General features: G+C 58.7%; 12 protein-coding genes. 9 read left to right on the forward strand and 3 right to left on the reverse strand.

The window, feature by feature from the left end; translation table 11 throughout:
- The first annotated feature begins 331 nt into the window (after positions 1-331).
- The 9 genes from KGB14_RS16500 (at position 332) to KGB14_RS16540 (ending at position 12,957) form a co-directional block, all read left to right on the forward strand.
- Positions 332-1,933, forward strand: a complete 1,602-nt coding sequence (locus KGB14_RS16500; RefSeq protein ID WP_223487838.1) for an ABC transporter substrate-binding protein — start codon at positions 332-334, stop codon at positions 1,931-1,933.
- Positions 1,934-2,191: 258 nt separating this feature from the next.
- Positions 2,192-3,817 carry an ABC transporter substrate-binding protein gene (locus KGB14_RS16505; RefSeq protein WP_223487839.1) on the forward strand — a complete coding sequence of 542 codons (1,626 nt, stop codon included), beginning with the start codon at positions 2,192-2,194 and terminating at the stop codon, positions 3,815-3,817.
- A 299-nt stretch (positions 3,818-4,116) separates the two neighbouring features.
- Positions 4,117-5,718 (forward strand): ABC transporter substrate-binding protein, encoded by a 1,602-nt coding sequence (locus KGB14_RS16510; protein WP_223487840.1) that lies wholly within the window; start codon positions 4,117-4,119, stop codon positions 5,716-5,718.
- Positions 5,719-5,887: 169 nt separating this feature from the next.
- Positions 5,888-7,321: an OprD family porin gene (locus tag KGB14_RS16515; RefSeq protein WP_223487841.1), complete on the forward strand. Its 1,434-nt coding sequence runs from the start codon at positions 5,888-5,890 to the stop codon at positions 7,319-7,321.
- A 75-nt stretch (positions 7,322-7,396) separates the two neighbouring features.
- Positions 7,397-8,992: an ABC transporter substrate-binding protein gene (locus tag KGB14_RS16520; RefSeq protein ID WP_223487842.1), complete on the forward strand. Its 1,596-nt coding sequence runs from the start codon at positions 7,397-7,399 to the stop codon at positions 8,990-8,992.
- A gap of 73 nt (positions 8,993-9,065) precedes the next feature.
- Positions 9,066-10,076: an ABC transporter permease subunit gene (locus KGB14_RS16525; RefSeq protein ID WP_223487843.1), complete on the forward strand. Its 1,011-nt coding sequence runs from the start codon at positions 9,066-9,068 to the stop codon at positions 10,074-10,076.
- Positions 10,077-10,086: 10 nt separating this feature from the next.
- A complete protein-coding gene (locus tag KGB14_RS16530) occupies positions 10,087-10,998 on the forward strand; it encodes an ABC transporter permease subunit (RefSeq protein WP_223487844.1) in 912 nt (303 codons plus the stop codon).
- A gap of 10 nt (positions 10,999-11,008) precedes the next feature.
- Positions 11,009-11,977, forward strand: a complete 969-nt coding sequence (locus KGB14_RS16535; protein WP_223487845.1) for an ABC transporter ATP-binding protein — start codon at positions 11,009-11,011, stop codon at positions 11,975-11,977.
- Positions 11,977-12,957: a peptide ABC transporter ATP-binding protein gene (locus KGB14_RS16540; RefSeq protein WP_223487846.1), complete on the forward strand. Its 981-nt coding sequence runs from the start codon at positions 11,977-11,979 to the stop codon at positions 12,955-12,957. Before KGB14_RS16535 ends, KGB14_RS16540 begins: the two co-directional genes overlap by 1 nt.
- 105 nt (positions 12,958-13,062) lie before the next feature.
- Here KGB14_RS16540 and KGB14_RS16545 read toward each other — a convergent pair whose 3' ends face one another.
- The 3 genes from KGB14_RS16545 to KGB14_RS16555 form a co-directional block, all read right to left on the reverse strand.
- Positions 13,063-13,287, reverse strand: a complete 225-nt coding sequence (locus tag KGB14_RS16545; RefSeq protein WP_223487847.1) for a hypothetical protein — start codon at positions 13,285-13,287, stop codon at positions 13,063-13,065.
- A 158-nt stretch (positions 13,288-13,445) separates the two neighbouring features.
- Positions 13,446-14,684, reverse strand: coding sequence for an MFS transporter (locus KGB14_RS16550; RefSeq protein ID WP_223487848.1), 1,239 nt, complete (start codon positions 14,682-14,684; stop codon positions 13,446-13,448).
- A 247-nt stretch (positions 14,685-14,931) separates the two neighbouring features.
- Positions 14,932-16,515 carry a peptide chain release factor 3 gene (locus tag KGB14_RS16555; RefSeq protein ID WP_223487849.1) on the reverse strand — a complete coding sequence of 528 codons (1,584 nt, stop codon included), beginning with the start codon at positions 16,513-16,515 and terminating at the stop codon, positions 14,932-14,934.
- Positions 16,516-16,639 lie beyond the last annotated feature (124 nt).

The following is a 16,639-nucleotide window of genomic DNA, read 5'->3' on the forward strand; positions in this document are numbered from 1 at the left end:
GCTGCCTCGCCGCCTTCGAACGATCAATCTCACGTCTGACGCCGAATGCTCATCTGACACGGATGACTGTAGGAGCTGTCGAGTGAAACGAGGCTGCGATCTTTTGATCTTGAAAATCAACGTCAAATGATTGCAGCCTCGTTTCACTCGACAGCTCCTACGCGGGGTTGTGTACATCCGCGATAGATTGGTCGGCTAGAAGGTCGCCAGGCCAACAACCCGCTTGAATATGCCGAGATAGAGGGGTCTCCCTTACAAACGGATATTTCCGCCAATCCCGCCAACAACGCTACTCTCAGGAAAATACCGCCGCCAAGCCCTCGGGGACTCCATGGAAAGAACCACCGTCAAACCACTTCTGCTCGCTCTCGCCCTCGCCACAACCGCACCACTGGCCCAAGCCGCCACCACCCTGGTCTACTGCTCCGAAGCCAGCCCCGCCGGCTTCGACCCCAGTCAATACACCAGCGGCACCGACTTCGACGCCTCGGCCGAAACCGTCTTCAACCGCCTCACCCAATTCAAACGCGGCGGCACCGAAATCGAACCCGGTCTGGCAACAAAGTGGGACGTCTCCGCAGATGGCCTCACCTACACCTTCCACCTGCGCGACGGTGTGAAATTCCACACCACCGACTACTTCACCCCGACCCGCGACTTCAACGCCGACGACGTCTTGTTCACCTTCCAGCGCCTGCTCGACCCGGACAATGCATTCCGCAAGGCCTACCCCGCCGAGTCGCCGTATTTCACCGACATGGGCTTGAACACCACGATCAAAAGCATCGACAAACTCGACGACCAGACCGTGCGCTTCAGCCTGAACAACGTCGACGCCGCGTTCGTGCAAAACCTCGCCATGAGCTTCGCCTCGGTGCAATCGGCCGAATACGCCGCGCAATTGTTGAAAGAAGGCAAAGCCGCCGATCTCAACCAGAAACCGATCGGCACCGGCCCATTCGTGTTCAAGCGCTATCAAAAGGACTCGCAGATCCGCTACGCCGCCAACAAGGCCTACTGGAAACCCGAGGACGTGAAACTCGACAACCTGATTTTCTCGATCACACCCGACGCCGCGGTGCGCTTGCAGAAACTCAAGGCCGGCGAGTGCCAGGTCAGCGGCTACCCGCGCCCGGCGGACATCGAAGTCATGGAGAAAGACCCGAACCTGATCGTGCTCAAGCAAGCCGGTTTCAACCTCGGCTTTCTCGCCTACAACGTGACCCACCCGCCGCTGGACCAGCTCAAGGTGCGTCAGGCGCTGGACATGGCCATCGACAAACCGGCGATTATCAAGGCGGTCTACCAGAGTGCCGGGCAACTGGCGCAGAACGCCTTGCCACCGGCCCAATGGTCCTATGACCCGACCATCAAAGATGCGCCGCACGACCCGACCAAAGCCCGCGCGCTACTGAAAGAAGCTGGGGTTGCACCCGGTACCACTATTAATTTGTGGGCCATGACCGTGCAACGCGCCTCCAACCCCAACGCGCGGATGTCGGCACAGATGATCCAGCAGGATTGGGAGAAAGTCGGGATCAAGGCCAACATCGTCAGCTATGAATGGGGCGAGTACATCAAGCGCGCCAAGAATGGTGAACACGACGTGATGATCTACGGCTGGACCGGCGACAACGGTGACCCGGACAACTGGCTCGGCGTGCTCTACAGCTGCGCCGCGGTGAAAGGCAGCAACTACGCCAAGTGGTGCGACCCGGCTTACGACAAGCTGGTGCAGCAAGCCAAGGTGTCCACGGACAAACAGCAGCGGGTCAAACTGTACCAACAGGCACAGCAAATCCTTAAGCAACAGGTGCCGATCACCCCGATTGCGAACTCGACGGTGTTCCAGCCACTGCGCAAAGAAGTGACCGACTTCAAGATCAGCCCGTTCGGCCTCACACCCTTCTATGGAGTGGGTATAAATAAGTAACACCAGGCGCCAACCGGGTGCGCCAGATGCCCTGGCCGCCCCGTGTTGGTGCACCATTCGCACCGTAAAAAACCTGCGCAAACGGTCAAATACATCAGTATTTATACATATGCGACATTAAGGTACGTTCGTGCCACTGTTTAAGGCTTGGAGCCATTCAGGATCTTGCATTGGGTATGGCCCCTGCATAAGTATCCGCAGGTCGACTCACGAGGTCGTCCTCTAATTCCAAAAATGACAACAAATCATGAGGCCACCATGCTTAAACACGCGGTCATTCCGTTTTTAGTCGGCGCAAGCTTATTAGCCAGCGCACCTTTCGCCGTCGCTGCGACTAACCTGGTGTTTTGCTCCGAAGGGAGCCCGGCCGGTTTTGATCCTGGTCAGTACACCACCGGAACCGACTTCGACGCCTCAGCAGAAACCATGTTCAACCGCCTGACTCAGTTCGAGCGCGGCGGCACCGCCGTTATTCCTGGCCTGGCGACCAAGTGGGACATTTCCGATGACGGCCTGACGTACACCTTCCACCTGCGTGAAGGCGTCAAGTTCCACACCACCCCGTACTTCAAGCCGACTCGTGAGTTCAACGCCGACGACGTGCTGTTCACCTTTAATCGCATGATTAACAAGGATGATCCGTTCCGCAAAGCGTACCCGACTGAATTCCCGTACTTCACCGACATGGGGATGGACACCAACATCACCAAGATCGATAAAGTCGACGACAAAACCGTCAAGTTCACCCTCAAAGAAGTTGATGCCGCGTTCATCCAGAACATGGCCATGAGCTTCGCCTCGATCCAGTCCGCCGAATACGCTGCCCAGTTGCTCAAGGAAGGCAAAGCCGCCGACATCAACCAGAAGCCGGTCGGCACCGGGCCGTTCGTGTTCAAGAGCTACCAGAAAGACTCCAACATCCGCTACACCGGGAACAAGGACTACTGGAAGCCTGACGACGTCAAGATCGACAACCTGATCTTCGCCATCACCACCGACCCGTCGGTGCGTATCCAGAAGCTGAAGAAGAACGAGTGCCAGATCACTCTGTTCCCACGCCCGGCCGACCTGAAGGCGCTCAAGGAAGACAAAACCCTGAAGGTGCCTGACCAGGCTGGTTTCAACCTGGGTTACATCGCCTACAACGTGATGGACAAGATCAAGGGTGACGACAAGCCGAACCCGATGGCCCAACTGAAAGTGCGTCAGGCACTGGACATGGCCGTCAACAAGCAACAGATCATCGATTCGGTTTACCAGGGCGCAGGCCAACTGGCCGTCAACGCCATGCCACCGACCCAGTGGTCTTACGACACCACGATCAAGGATGCGCCATACAACCCTGAGAAAGCCAAAGCGCTGCTCAAGGAAGCCGGCATCAAGGAAGGCACCGAGATCAACCTGTGGGCGATGCCGGTGCAGCGTCCGTATAACCCGAACGCCAAACTGATGGCCGAAATGCTGCAATCCGACTGGGCCAAGATCGGTATCAAAGCCAAGATCGTGACCTATGAGTGGGGCGAGTACATCAAGCGCTCCAAAGGCGGCGAAAACGGCGCGATGCTGATTGGCTGGAGCGGCGACAACGGTGACCCGGACAACTGGCTGAACGTACTGTTCGGCTGCGACTCGCTGCAGGGCAACAACTTCTCCAAGTGGTGCGACAAGAAGTTCGATGGCATCGTCAAGGAAGCCAAGCGCACTACCGACCAGGCCAAGCGCACCGAACTGTACAAACAGGCGCAACACGTCCTCAAAGACGCCGTTCCAATGACACCTATCGCTCACTCGACGGTGTTCCAACCCATGCGCGACAACGTGCAGGACTTCAAGATCAGCCCGTTTGGCTTGAACTCCTTCTACGGCGTCAGCGTCAGCAAATAAGCTCTGGCAACGGCGACGTCTTTGACGTCGCCGTTTTTTCTGCCGAGACGATGGGAATTAGCCTACATCCAAATCCGCTGTCTCTCACAGCCAGGGGTTAGGACGCGTTGCCTTTTCCTACGAGTCTTTAGGACTCAGCGCATTTACTGCCAGACCCACGGCCCCTACCGTCGGGTTCTGACCAGCTTCTGCGTGAGCTCTCGGTTTGCCAGAGGCACGGGTTTGGGCTCAATGCAGCCATCACGTCCCCCTGAAGGGATCGCGGCGCATTGCACAACACTAAAAAAAGAGGGAGCGTTATGCGCCATACCTTGGTTTTATCCGCATTGCTGGGCACCGGTCTGTTGGCCGCCACTTCCATCAGCCAGGCCGCCAACAACAGCCTGGTGTTCTGCTCAGAAGGCAGCCCCGCCGGTTTCGACACGGCGCAGTACACCACTGCGACCGATAACGACGCCGCCGAACCGCTGTACAACCGACTGGCAGAGTTTGAAAAAGGCGCCACCAACGTCGTACCAGGCCTGGCAACCCGCTGGGATATTTCCGAGGACGGCCTCACCTACACGTTTCACCTGCGCGAAGGGGTGAAGTTTCACACGACCAAATACTTCACGCCGACCCGCGATTTCAACGCCGATGACGTGCTGTTCACCTTCAATCGCATGCTTGATCCGCAGCAACCCTTCCGTAAGGCTTATCCCACCGAATTTCCGTATTTCAACGGGATGAGCCTGAACAAGAACATCGCCAAGGTCGAGAAGACCGGGCCGCTGACCGTGGTGATGACGCTCAACAGTGTCGACGCCGCGTTCATCCAGAACATCGCCATGAGCTTCGCCGCCATTCTGTCCGCCGAGTACGCCGACAAACTGCTGGCCGAAGGCAAACCGAGCGACATCAACCAGAAGCCGGTCGGCACTGGGCCGTTCGTGTTCAAGAGCTACCAGAAAGATTCCAACATCCGTTACAGCGGCAATAAACAGTACTGGGACCCGAGCCGGGTCAAGCTCGACAACCTGATTTTCGCCATCAACACCGACGCCTCGGTGCGCGTGCAAAAGCTCAAAGCCAACGAATGCCAGATCACCCTGCACCCGCGCCCCGCCGACGTGACCGCGCTGAAAAACGACCCGACACTCAAGCTCATCGAGAAGCCCGGTTTCAACCTCGGTTACATCGCCTATAACGTGCGGCACAAACCGTTCGACCAACTCGAAGTGCGTCAGGCGCTGGACATGGCGGTGAACAAGCAGAGCATTCTCAACGCTGTGTACCAAGGCGCAGGTCAACTGGCGGTCAACGCCATGCCGCCGACCCAATGGTCCTACGACGACACCATTAAAGACGCCGCCTACAACCCGGAAAAAGCCAAGGAACTGCTCAAGGCTGCCGGCGTGAAGGAAGGCACCGAAATCACCCTCTGGGCCATGCCGGTCCAGCGTCCGTATAACCCCAACGCCAAGTTGATGGCCGAAATGCTCCAGGCCGACTGGGCGAAGATCGGCCTCAAGGTCAAGATCGTCAGCTACGAATGGGGCGAGTACATCAAGCGCACCAAGAACGGCGAGCACGACATCAGCCTGATCGGCTGGACCGGTGACAACGGCGATCCGGACAACTGGCTCGGCACGCTGTACAGCTGCGATGCCATTGGCGGCAACAACTATTCCATGTGGTGTGATCCGGCCTACGACAAGTTGATCAAACAGGCCAAGGTCGTGACCGATCGCGGCCAGCGCACCGAGCTCTACAAACAGGCGCAGCAGTACCTCAAGCAGCAGGTACCCATCACGCCGGTCGCCCATTCGACGGTCAACCAGCCGTTGAGCGCCAAAGTCGAAGGGTTCAAGGTCAGCCCCTTCGGTCGCAACGTGTTCTCGGGTGTCAGCCTGAACCAATAACCCATTAGCCAGAAACGCAGGGGGCGAATTTCGCCCTCACGCAAGCGTATTGCCGTAATTCGTCAATTCGGCCTACAGCAAACGTTTGCGATGCCTTTAACGAGTTCTAAACCAATAGCCGGATCACCAAAAAAACCGGCATTAAAAAAGAAAGAAAGGAGCTTCACCCATGAAACTGAGCAGCACCGCGTTACTGGCCTTGGCCATCAGCAGCGTAACCGCCACGGCGTACGCAGAAACCCAGAGCCAGGCTTTTACCCCGGTTACCGTGAATGAGAAAAGTGCTCAGAGTGAAGCCACTGGCTTCGTCGAAGGGCAGTCGATCACTGGCAGCACGCGTAACTGGTACGCCAACGAGCAGCTGCAGCGCGGCGCCAAGTTCAGCTACAAGAAAGACGGTGTATCGACCCCGACTGATCGTCGTATCAACTGGGTTCAGGGCACCATCCTCAAGTACAACTCCGGCTTCACTCAAGGCACCGTAGGTTTCAGCACCGAAGTGGCAGCCTACAACGCCATCGCTCTGGATCGTGATCGCAAGGATCTGGCGTCCAACAACGGCGGTGCACCGGGTACCCGTCCTGGCGCGGGCAACAACCGTACCCTGACCGAAGAAGGCGGCGATGCCGTCGGCCAGTGGAGCAAACTGGGCCTGGCCAACGTCAAGGCCCGTGTCTCCAACACGACCCTGACCGCTGGCCGCATGAACTTCAGCAGCCCGATGGTCGATGTCATCGGTAACCGTGCGCTGCCTTCGAGCTTCGAAGGTGTGGCCATCCACAGCGAAGAGCTGAACAACCTGGCTTTCGACCTGGCCACCTTCGATCGCAACTCTCCGCGTACCGAAGAAAGCCAGCGTAAATTCCGTACCGAATACGCCAACGGCATCGTTGAAACCGATCACGTCTACACCGGCGGTATCACCTACACCCCATTCGCCAGCCTGACCACCAGCCTCTGGGCGACCCAGGCCGAAGACATCTGGAACCAGTACTACTTCGGCGCCACTCATGTGCTGGGCGACAGCCAGGTCCTGAGCCTGACCACCGGCCTGAACTACTACAAAACCCAGGAAGAAGGTAAAGCCCTCATAGGCAAAATCGACAACGACACCTACTCCCTGTCGTTCGGCCTGACTCACCAGGCCCACAGCCTGACCTTCTCCTACCAGGAAGTGAACGGTAACGAGTACTTCGACTACCTGCACGAAACCAACGGCATCTACCTGGCCAACTCCCTGCTGTCGGACTTCAACGGCCCGAACGAGAAGTCCTTCCAGATTGCCTACGGTCTGAACATGGCTGAATACGGCGTACCAGGCCTGAAGTTCAACATCTACCAGGCTCGCGGCTGGGGCATCGACGGTACTCACTACACCGGCAATGAAGGCGTAGCCGGCAAGGGTTACGACGGTATCCAGGCCCAGGATGGCGAAACCCATTACGAATACGGTATCGGTGCGACCTACGCCCTGCAGAGCGGCCCGCTGAAGGCCACCACTGTTCGCGCAACCTACACCGCTCACCGCGCCAGCGAAAACCAGGCGGATGGCAGCATCAACGAGTTCCGTCTCGTGACCACCATCCCGTTCAACATTTTGTAAAACGCACGCCTGCGGCTGACTCATGACGAGTCGGCCGCCTGGCTTTTCTGTTCAACCGATTGCAGAGGGCTCTAGATGAAAATGCTTCCCCTACGAGCGGCCATCGCTGCCGCGTTGCTGAGTGTCGCCGTTGGCGTCTCGGCCAAACCCTTGGTGGTCTGTACCGAAGCCAGCCCGGAAGGCTTCGATATGGTCCAGTACACGACTGCAGTCACAGCCGATGCGGTGGCCGAAACCATCTTCAATCGTCTGGCGGACTTCAAGCCCGGCACCACTGAAGTGATCCCCGCACTGGCCGAGTCGTGGGACATCAGCGAGGACGGTCTGACCTACACGTTCCACCTGCGCAAAGGCGTCAAGTTTCACACCACCGACTACTTCAAGCCGACCCGCGACATGAATGCCGACGACGTGGTCTGGAGCTTCCAGCGTCAGCTGGACCCGAACCACCCGTGGCACAAACTGTCGAGCGTGGGCTTCCCGTACTTTGAAAGCATGGGCTTCAAAGAACTGCTCAAAAGCGTCGAGAAGGTCGACGACAACACGGTCAAATTCACCCTGACCCGCCGCGAAGCGCCGTTTTTGGCCGACATCGCCATGGCCTTCTCCTCGATCTTCCCCGCCGAGTACGCCGACCAGTTGCTCAAGGCGAACAAGACCGGCGACCTGAACAGCAAGCCAATCGGCACCGGCCCGTTCGTTTTCCAGCGTTACGCCAAGGACGCTCAGGTCCGCTTCAAGGCCAACCCGGACTACTTCCGTGGCAAACCACCGGCTGATTCGCTGATTCTGGCGATCGCCACCGACAACAACGTGCGCCTGCAAAAGCTCAAGGCCAACGAGTGCCAGATCGCGCTGTATCCGAAACCGGATGACATCCCGACCATCAAGAAAGACGAGAAACTGAAGGTCGACGAACTGAACGCGATGACCGTTTCGTACATCGCCATGAACACCACTCACAAGTACATGAGTGATGTGCGGGTGCGCAAAGCGATCGACATCGCGTTCGACAAAGAAGCTTATGTCAACGCGCTGTTCGGCAAAGGCAATGCGACCGTGGCGGTCAACCCCTACCCGGACACCCTTCTGGGCTACAACCATAAACTGACCAATCCGCCTCGCGACCTCGACAAGGCTCGCGCCCTGCTCAAGGAAGCCGGTGTACCGGAAGGCACCGCGTTCACCCTGTTCACCCGTAACGGCGGCGGCCCGACCAACCCTAATCCGATGCTCGGCGCACAAATGATGCAGGCAGATCTGGCCAAGGTCGGGATCAAGGTCGATATTCGTGTCATGGAATGGGGCGAAATGCTCAAGCGCGCGAAAAACGGCGAGCACGATATGGTGTCCGCCGGTTGGGCGGGTGATAACGGCGACCCGGATAACTTCCTGACGCCTATGCTCAGTTGTGAGGCCGCCAAGAACGGCGAAAACTACGCTCGCTGGTGCAATGAAAAGTTCCAGGCACTGATCGACGAAGCAAGGGCAAAAGTGAACCCGGACGAACGCACGGCGCTCTACGAACAGGCCCAGGTCATTTTCAATCAGGACCAGCCGTGGATCAGCATGGCGCACACCCGAATGTTCACTGCAATGCGCAACAACGTAGAGGGCTATCACATTAGCCCCCTCACCACGAATAACTTCGCCACCACCCAGGTGAAGTAGATAAGAAACGCCCGGCATCGCTGACCCCAGCGCTGCCGGGCACGCCTAACCGGCTGATGAGGTACCACACAAGATGTTTAGTTTTATTGCCCGCCGATTGGGGTTATTGATCCCCACGTTCTTCGGCATCACCTTGCTGACTTTCGCGTTGATTCGCATGATTCCAGGCGACCCCGTGGAAGTAATGATGGGCGAACGTAGAGTCGACCCCGAAATGCATGCTCAGGCAATGGAACGCCTAGGTCTGAACAAACCCCTGTATGCCCAATACCTGGATTACATCGGCAAGTTGGCCCACGGCGACCTTGGCGAATCCCTGCGTACCCGGGAAAGCGTCTGGACCGAGTTCACCTCTCTATTCCCCGCGACCCTGGAACTGTCCTCGGCCGCCCTGTTGTTCGCCGGAGTCCTGGGCCTTCTGGCCGGGGTGATCGCGGCACTCAAGCGAGGATCCCTGTTCGACCATGGGGTGATGGGCGTCTCCCTGGCGGGATACTCGATGCCCATCTTCTGGTGGGGCCTGATCCTGATCATGTTCTTCTCGGTGAGCCTGGGCTGGACCCCGGTGTCCGGGCGGATCGACCTGCTTTACGACATCGAGCCGCGCACTGGCTTCATGCTGATCGATACGCTGCTGGCCGATGATGTCGGGGCGTTCTTCGATGCCCTGCATCACCTGATCCTGCCGGCCATCGTACTCGGCACCATTCCGCTGGCGGTGATCGCGCGGATGACCCGTTCGTCGATGCTCGAAGTGCTACGCGAAGACTACATCCGTACCGCCCGCGCCAAAGGCCTGTCGCCGTCGCGCGTGGTGTTCGTTCACGGTCTGCGTAACGCGCTGATTCCGGTACTGACCGTGGTCGGGCTGCAAGTCGGCACGCTGCTGGCCGGTGCGGTCCTGACCGAAACCATCTTCTCCTGGCCGGGCATCGGCAAATGGCTGATCGAAGCCATTGGCGCACGGGACTATCCCGTGGTGCAGAACGGCATCCTGTTAATCGCCTGCCTGGTGATTCTGGTCAACTTCGTGGTGGACATCCTCTACGGCTTTGCCAACCCACGCATCCGTCATCAGCGCTGAGATCAAGACCATGACCACTCTCACTACATCGGTAGCAGTCGATCAAAGCCTGCTGTATCCGTCTCCGTACAAAGAATTCTGGCAAGCGTTTTCCAAGAACAAAGGTGCCGTTGCCGGCCTGATGTTCATGCTGCTGGTGATTTTCTGCGCGCTATTCGCCCCTTGGGTCGCGCCGCATAACCCGAGCGAGCAATTTCGCGACTTCCTGCTGACCCCGCCGTCCTGGCTGGAAAATGGACATATCCAGTTCCTGCTGGGCACCGATGAACTGGGTCGCGACCTGCTGTCGCGGCTGATCCACGGTTCGCGCCTGTCCCTGCTGATCGGCTTGTCGTCGGTGGTGATGTCGCTGATTCCGGGCATCCTGTTGGGCCTGTTCGCCGGCTTTTTCCCGCGCGTGCTCGGCCCGACCATCATGCGTCTGATGGACATCATGCTGGCCCTGCCGTCGTTGCTGCTGGCTGTGGCGATTGTCGCCATCCTCGGCCCTGGCCTGATCAACACCATTATCGCCATCGCCGTAGTTTCGTTGCCGTCCTATGTTCGTCTGACCCGCGCCGCGGTGATGGGCGAACTGAACCGCGACTACGTGACCGCCGCGCGCCTGGCCGGTGCCGGTCTGCCGCGCCTGATGTTCATCACCGTGCTGCCCAACTGCATGGCGCCACTGATCGTTCAGGCGACCTTGAGTTTCTCCTCGGCGATTCTCGATGCCGCGGCACTGGGCTTCCTCGGCCTTGGCGTACAACCGCCAACCCCTGAGTGGGGCACCATGCTGGCTTCGGCTCGCGACTACATCGAACGCGCCTGGTGGGTGGTGAGCTTGCCTGGTTTGACCATTTTGCTCAGCGTGCTGGCAATCAACTTGATGGGCGACGGCCTGCGCGATGCGCTGGACCCGAAACTCAAGAACGCCGCCTGAGGAGATTCAAATGTCACTGTTAGAAATCAAGAATCTCAACGTTCGCTTCGGCGACAAGAATGCCGTTCCGGTGGTCGACGGTCTCGACATTTCCGTGGACAAGGGCGAAGTGCTGGCCATCGTTGGCGAATCGGGTTCCGGCAAGTCCGTGACCATGATGGCGCTGATGGGCCTGATCGAGCATCCGGGGATCGTCACCGCCGACGCCCTGAATTTCGATGGCAAGAACATGCTCAAGCTGAGCAACCGTCAGCGTCGGCAAATCGTCGGCAAAGACCTGGCCATGGTGTTTCAGGACCCGATGACCGCGCTGAACCCGAGCTACACCGTCGGTTTCCAGATCGAAGAAGTGCTGCGCCTGCACCTGAAAATGTCCGGCAAGCAAGCCCGCAAGCGCGCCATCGAACTGCTCGAAAAAGTGGAAATCCCGGGCGCCGCCAGCCGTATGGACGCCTACCCGCACCAACTCTCCGGCGGTATGAGCCAGCGTGTGGCGATTGCCATGGCGATTGCCGGCGAACCGAAACTGTTGATCGCCGACGAACCCACCACCGCACTGGACGTCACGATTCAGGCGCAAATCATGGACCTGCTGCTGGCCCTGCAGAAAGAGCAGAACATGGGCCTGGTGCTGATCACTCACGACCTCGCGGTCGTGGCCGAAACCGCTCAGCGCGTGTGCGTGATGTACGCCGGCCAGGCCGTTGAAGTCGGTCAGGTGCCACAACTGTTCGACATGCCGGCGCACCCGTACAGCGAAGCGCTGCTCAAGGCCATTCCTGAACACAGCCTGGGTGCCGCGCGCCTGTCAACGCTGCCGGGCATCGTTCCCGGTCGTTACGACCGCCCGCAAGGCTGCCTGCTGTCGCCGCGCTGCCCGTACGTGCAGGACAACTGCCGCGTGCAGCGTCCGGCCCTTGACCCGAAAAGCAACAGCCTCGCCCGCTGCTTCTACCCGCTGAATCAGGAGGTGGCGTAATGGCCGTCGTACTAACCGCCCGAAACCTGACCCGTCACTACGAAGTGTCTCGCGGCCTGTTCAAGGGCCATGCAACCGTACGCGCCCTCAACGGTGTGTCGTTCGAACTGGAAGCCGGAAAGACCCTCGCCGTAGTGGGCGAATCGGGTTGCGGAAAATCTACCCTGGCCCGTGCCTTGACCCTGATCGAGGAGCCCTCCTCCGGTTCCTTGAAAATCGCCGGGCAGGAAGTCACCGGCGCCGACAAGGCTCAGCGCAAGCAACTGCGCAAAGACGTGCAGATGGTGTTCCAAAGCCCGTACGCGTCGCTGAACCCACGGCAGAAAATCGGTGATCAGCTTGCAGAGCCACTGTTGATCAACACCAACCTCAGCGCCTCGGAACGTCGCGAAAAAGTCCAGGCGATGATGAAACAGGTGGGCTTGCGTCCCGAGCACTACCAGCGCTATCCGCACATGTTCTCCGGCGGTCAGCGCCAGCGGATTGCCCTGGCCCGCGCGATGATGCTGCAACCAAAAGTGCTGGTGGCGGACGAACCGACCTCGGCGCTGGACGTGTCGATCCAGGCGCAGGTACTCAACCTGTTCATGGATTTACAGCAAGAGTTCAACACCGCCTACGTATTCATCTCCCACAACCTGGCCGTGGTGCGTCACGTTGCCGATCACGTGATGGTGATGTACCTCGGTCGTCCGGTGGAAATGGGCCCGAAAGAGGACATCTACACCCGTCCTCTGCACCCATACACCCAGGCGCTGTTGTCGGCCACGCCGACCATCCACCCGGATCCGGACAAACCGAAAATCAAGATCGTCGGTGAGTTGCCGAACCCGCTGAACCCGCCGTCCGGCTGCGCCTTCCACAAGCGCTGCCCGTACGCGACCGAGCGCTGCAGCGTCGAAGAGCCGGCCCTGCGCCTGCTCGACACCCGCCAGGTGGCTTGCCACTACGCCGAGCAATTCCTCGACGGCGCGGCATAAAAAAACGCGCCTGCGTTGCCGGGGCGCGTTTTTACCGAGTTGACCAAACCCCTTCCGCCAGATTGCGCATCAGTCCGGCAGGAGGGGTTTTCTTTTGTCCGCCATTTACGATTGTGTGTCGTCCTCACTATCCTCGCTGTCTGGGTCGTCAGTGGTCGAGTCATCGCCTTCCGATTCGGACGCCGCGATCATCATCTCGCTGTGCACGCCTTGCCCGCTCGAGGCCTGCTCACCGTGGTTCTGGCACTCTGCCCACGCCGCCGCTGACGTGCCGAGGGACAGCATCACCAAAACCTTAAGCAACAACACAATGCGTTGAAAAATGCTCATAGCTGATTCCATCCTCTTGTTGGTGAAGCATGGAGATGCCTGACCGGCGCTGAGTCCAATCTAGTCCCGATCAGCGTGGTTCTCCATATAGGACGCTAACGATGAACGGGAAATGCCTTGGGTGGGGAGATTGGTTTTGAATAATGCCTATAACCAGATCAGCTAAGTGAAGCGGGCTCGCCGCGCGCTGAGGGAAGAGCCCTTTGCTGCCCCGACAAACGAGTCGCTTGATAAATCAGTGGTATGGACAGCAGCGACAGCGCTGCGCTGGCAAGCCAGACGCTATGCCCGCCGAAATGGCCGTAGAGCTGACCCCCAAGCACCGGCGAGAACAGCGCGCTCGTACTCCAGCACATGAAAAACAGGCCGAAGTACTGACCGCTTTTTCCGGCTTGCGCATGCTGCATGACGAGCACATTCAGAGGCGGCATGAACAGGGCTTCCCCCAGTGTCCAGACCACCGTCGACAGGCAGGCGTAAAACAGACCGGAACCCAGTGGCAACATACCGAGCCCGACCGCCAGCAGCAGGCTGCCCGCCACCCATTGCCGGCGTGAACCCCACCGTTCGCCCCAATGGGACAGCGGAATCTGCAACCCCACCACCAGCATCGCGTTGAGCCCGAACTGCCAGCCGATGGCTTCAGTGCTCAACCGGTAGTAATCATGCAGATAGTTGCCCAGCATGCTGTAGACCGTGTCGAACGCCATTCCGAGCAGGACCGCTGCCGCCAGTAGCCAAAGGAATGGCCGATCACGATAGGGCACGCCTGTGCCCGTGCCCGTATCGGGCGTCTCATCCGGCTTCAGCACCGGTCGATGCCACGTCGTGCGGACAAACCAGAGCAATGCCAACAGCGTCATGGCCGCACTGACAAAAAACACCCAGCGAAAATCAGTCTGCGCCAGACCCCCACCCACCACTCCGGCGACCGCCATACCCAGGTTTCTGGCAACGCGACTCAATGACTGCGCACGAGGGCGTTGCGCAACCAGGCAATATTCCATGATCAACCGCTGATGCAGCGTACGAATCGCACCATCGAGTGCACCGCTGAACAGCAGCAAGCCAGCCAGCAAAGGCACCTCGGTGACCACCCCCAACAAGACCAGTACCCATGCCGAGACAAAAAACAACGCAGCGGTGAGCCGTGCCGTGGGGAAATGATCACTCAGCAGTCCGCCCACCATTGACCCTATCAGCAAGCCGGCCCCGTAACCGGATAACAACCAGCCAACGGTTTCAATCGCGAGCCCCAGTTCCTGACGCAGGTACAACGCCATGAACAGTTTGACCATGGCGCTCAATCGATTGATGAAGAGCAACGCGGCAAGCATCCAGGCCATTGGACAGAAGTAGCCATCCAGCCGAAACAGATGAATGAGCCGACCAGTCATGCCATGGGTTCCTTGTGCTCCTGCAGGTGGAAAGTCGCTGCTTGCGAAATGTCCCCTGAACCCTAGACCTCAACGAATTCGTTGTCGCGAGTAAAAACGCCGATATCGGAAAATTAGAGTCAAGCTACGGACACATGAGAAAAGGCCTACAGAAAAACCTTACCCGGTAATCGGCTCGGGCCCGTTCAATGAACAAAAAAAAGCCCACTGTGTACACAGTGGGCTGTTGGGTGTCACGACTCAGCGTTTAATGATGCTCACGCGTCGCACGGAATTTCACGTCCGGCCAGCGCTCTTCCATCAGTGCCAGATTGACCCGGGTCGGGGCCAGGTAGGTCAGGTGACCGCCGCCGTCGAGGGCGAGGTTTTCCACCGCCTTGTTGGTGAATTCCTCAAGCTTCTTCTTGTCGCTGCATTCGATCCAGCGTGCGGAATAGACGGTGATCGGCTCGTAGGAGCACTCGACCTTGTATTCCTCTTTCAAGCGGCTGGCGACCACATCGAACTGCAGCACACCGACAGCGCCGAGGATGATGTCGTTGCTGCGCTCGGGGAAGAACACTTGAGTCGCGCCTTCTTCCGCCAGTTGCTGCAAGCCCTGACGCAGTTGCTTGGATTTCAGCGGGTCCTTCAGGCGCACGCGGCGAAACAGTTCCGGCGCGAAGTGCGGGATGCCGGTGAAGCCCAGGACTTCGCCTTCGGTGAAGGTGTCGCCGATCTGGATGGTGCCGTGGTTGTGCAGGCCGATAATGTCGCCGGCAAACGCTTCTTCCAGTTGCTCACGCTCGGAGGAGAAGAACGTCAGCGCGTCGCCGATCCGCACGTCCTTGCCAGTGCGCACGTGGCGCATTTTCATGCCCTTTTCGTACTTGCCGGAGCAGATTCGCATGAAGGCGATACGGTCGCGGTGTTTCGGGTCCATGTTCGCCTGGATCTTGAACACAAAGCCGGTGAATTTCTCTTCAACCGGTTCCACGGTGCGCTCGTTGGCGACACGGGCCAGCGGTTTCGGTGCCCAGTTGACCACGGCGTCGAGCACGTGATCGACACCGAAGTTGCCCAGTGCGGTACCGAAGAATACCGGCGTCAGTTGGCCGTCGAGGAATTCCTGTTGATTGAATTCGTGGCAGGCGCCCTGCACCAGTTCCAGCTGATCAACGAAGCGATCGTACTCATCGCCCAGATGCGCGCGGGCTTCGTCGGAGTCGAGCTTCTCGATGATTTTCACATCGGTGCGCTCGTGGCCGTGACCGGCGGTGTAGACAATGATGTAGTCGTCGGCGAGGTGATAAACGCCCTTGAAGTCGCGGTAGCAACCGATCGGCCAGGTGATCGGCGCAGCCTTGATCTTCAGGACCGCTTCGATTTCGTCGAGCAGTTCGATCGGGTCGCGGATGTCACGGTCGAGTTTGTTGATGAAGCTGACGATCGGCGTGTCACGCAGGCGGCAGACGTCCATCAGCGCGATGGTCCGTGGCTCGACACCCTTACCGCCGTCGAGGACCATCAAGGCCGAGTCCACCGCCGTCAGGGTGCGGTAGGTATCTTCGGAGAAGTCTTCGTGGCCCGGGGTGTCGAGCAGGTTGATCATGTGATCGCGATACGGGAACTGCATGACCGACGTGGTAATGGAAATACCCCGTTGCTTTTCCATTTCCATCCAGTCGGAGGTGGCATGGCGGTCGGATTTACGGGACTTCACCGTGCCAGCAATCGCAATCGCCTTGCCCATCAGCAAGAGTTTCTCGGTGATGGTGGTCTTACCGGCATCGGGGTGGGAAATAATGGCGAAAGTGCGGCGTTTCGCGACTTCGGCGGCCTGTTTGGTCATGGGAAATCGCCTGGCAGGTGATTCAAAAAGGGCCGCGATTATAGCCCAACTTCATCGAATAACCGAACCGTTGAGCACATTAGGGGTGGCCAAATGCTGCTTCAGATGGGAACCTTTCGGAGCG

Source organism: Pseudomonas sp. A-RE-19, from assembly GCF_019956555.1.
GTDB lineage: Bacteria > Pseudomonadota > Gammaproteobacteria > Pseudomonadales > Pseudomonadaceae > Aquipseudomonas.

Bases quoted from the DNA above. Each gene is read 5' to 3' on its own strand.
- KGB14_RS16515 (WP_223487841.1), top strand. From the start codon at position 5,888: ATGAAACTGAGCAGCACCGCGTTACTGGCCTTGGCCATCAGCAGCGTA.
- KGB14_RS16505 (WP_223487839.1), top strand. From the start codon at position 2,192: ATGCTTAAACACGCGGTCATTCCGTTTTTAGTCGGCGCAAGCTTATTA.
- KGB14_RS16540 (WP_223487846.1), top strand. From the start codon at position 11,977: ATGGCCGTCGTACTAACCGCCCGAAACCTGACCCGTCACTACGAAGTG.
- KGB14_RS16550 (WP_223487848.1), bottom strand. From the start codon at position 14,684: ATGACTGGTCGGCTCATTCATCTGTTTCGGCTGGATGGCTACTTCTGT.
- KGB14_RS16510 (WP_223487840.1), top strand. From the start codon at position 4,117: ATGCGCCATACCTTGGTTTTATCCGCATTGCTGGGCACCGGTCTGTTG.
- KGB14_RS16555 (WP_223487849.1), bottom strand. From the start codon at position 16,515: ATGACCAAACAGGCCGCCGAAGTCGCGAAACGCCGCACTTTCGCCATT.
- KGB14_RS16545 (WP_223487847.1), bottom strand. From the start codon at position 13,287: ATGAGCATTTTTCAACGCATTGTGTTGTTGCTTAAGGTTTTGGTGATG.
- KGB14_RS16535 (WP_223487845.1), top strand. From the start codon at position 11,009: ATGTCACTGTTAGAAATCAAGAATCTCAACGTTCGCTTCGGCGACAAG.
- KGB14_RS16530 (WP_223487844.1), top strand. From the start codon at position 10,087: ATGACCACTCTCACTACATCGGTAGCAGTCGATCAAAGCCTGCTGTAT.
- KGB14_RS16520 (WP_223487842.1), top strand. From the start codon at position 7,397: ATGAAAATGCTTCCCCTACGAGCGGCCATCGCTGCCGCGTTGCTGAGT.
- KGB14_RS16500 (WP_223487838.1), top strand. From the start codon at position 332: ATGGAAAGAACCACCGTCAAACCACTTCTGCTCGCTCTCGCCCTCGCC.
- KGB14_RS16525 (WP_223487843.1), top strand. From the start codon at position 9,066: ATGTTTAGTTTTATTGCCCGCCGATTGGGGTTATTGATCCCCACGTTC.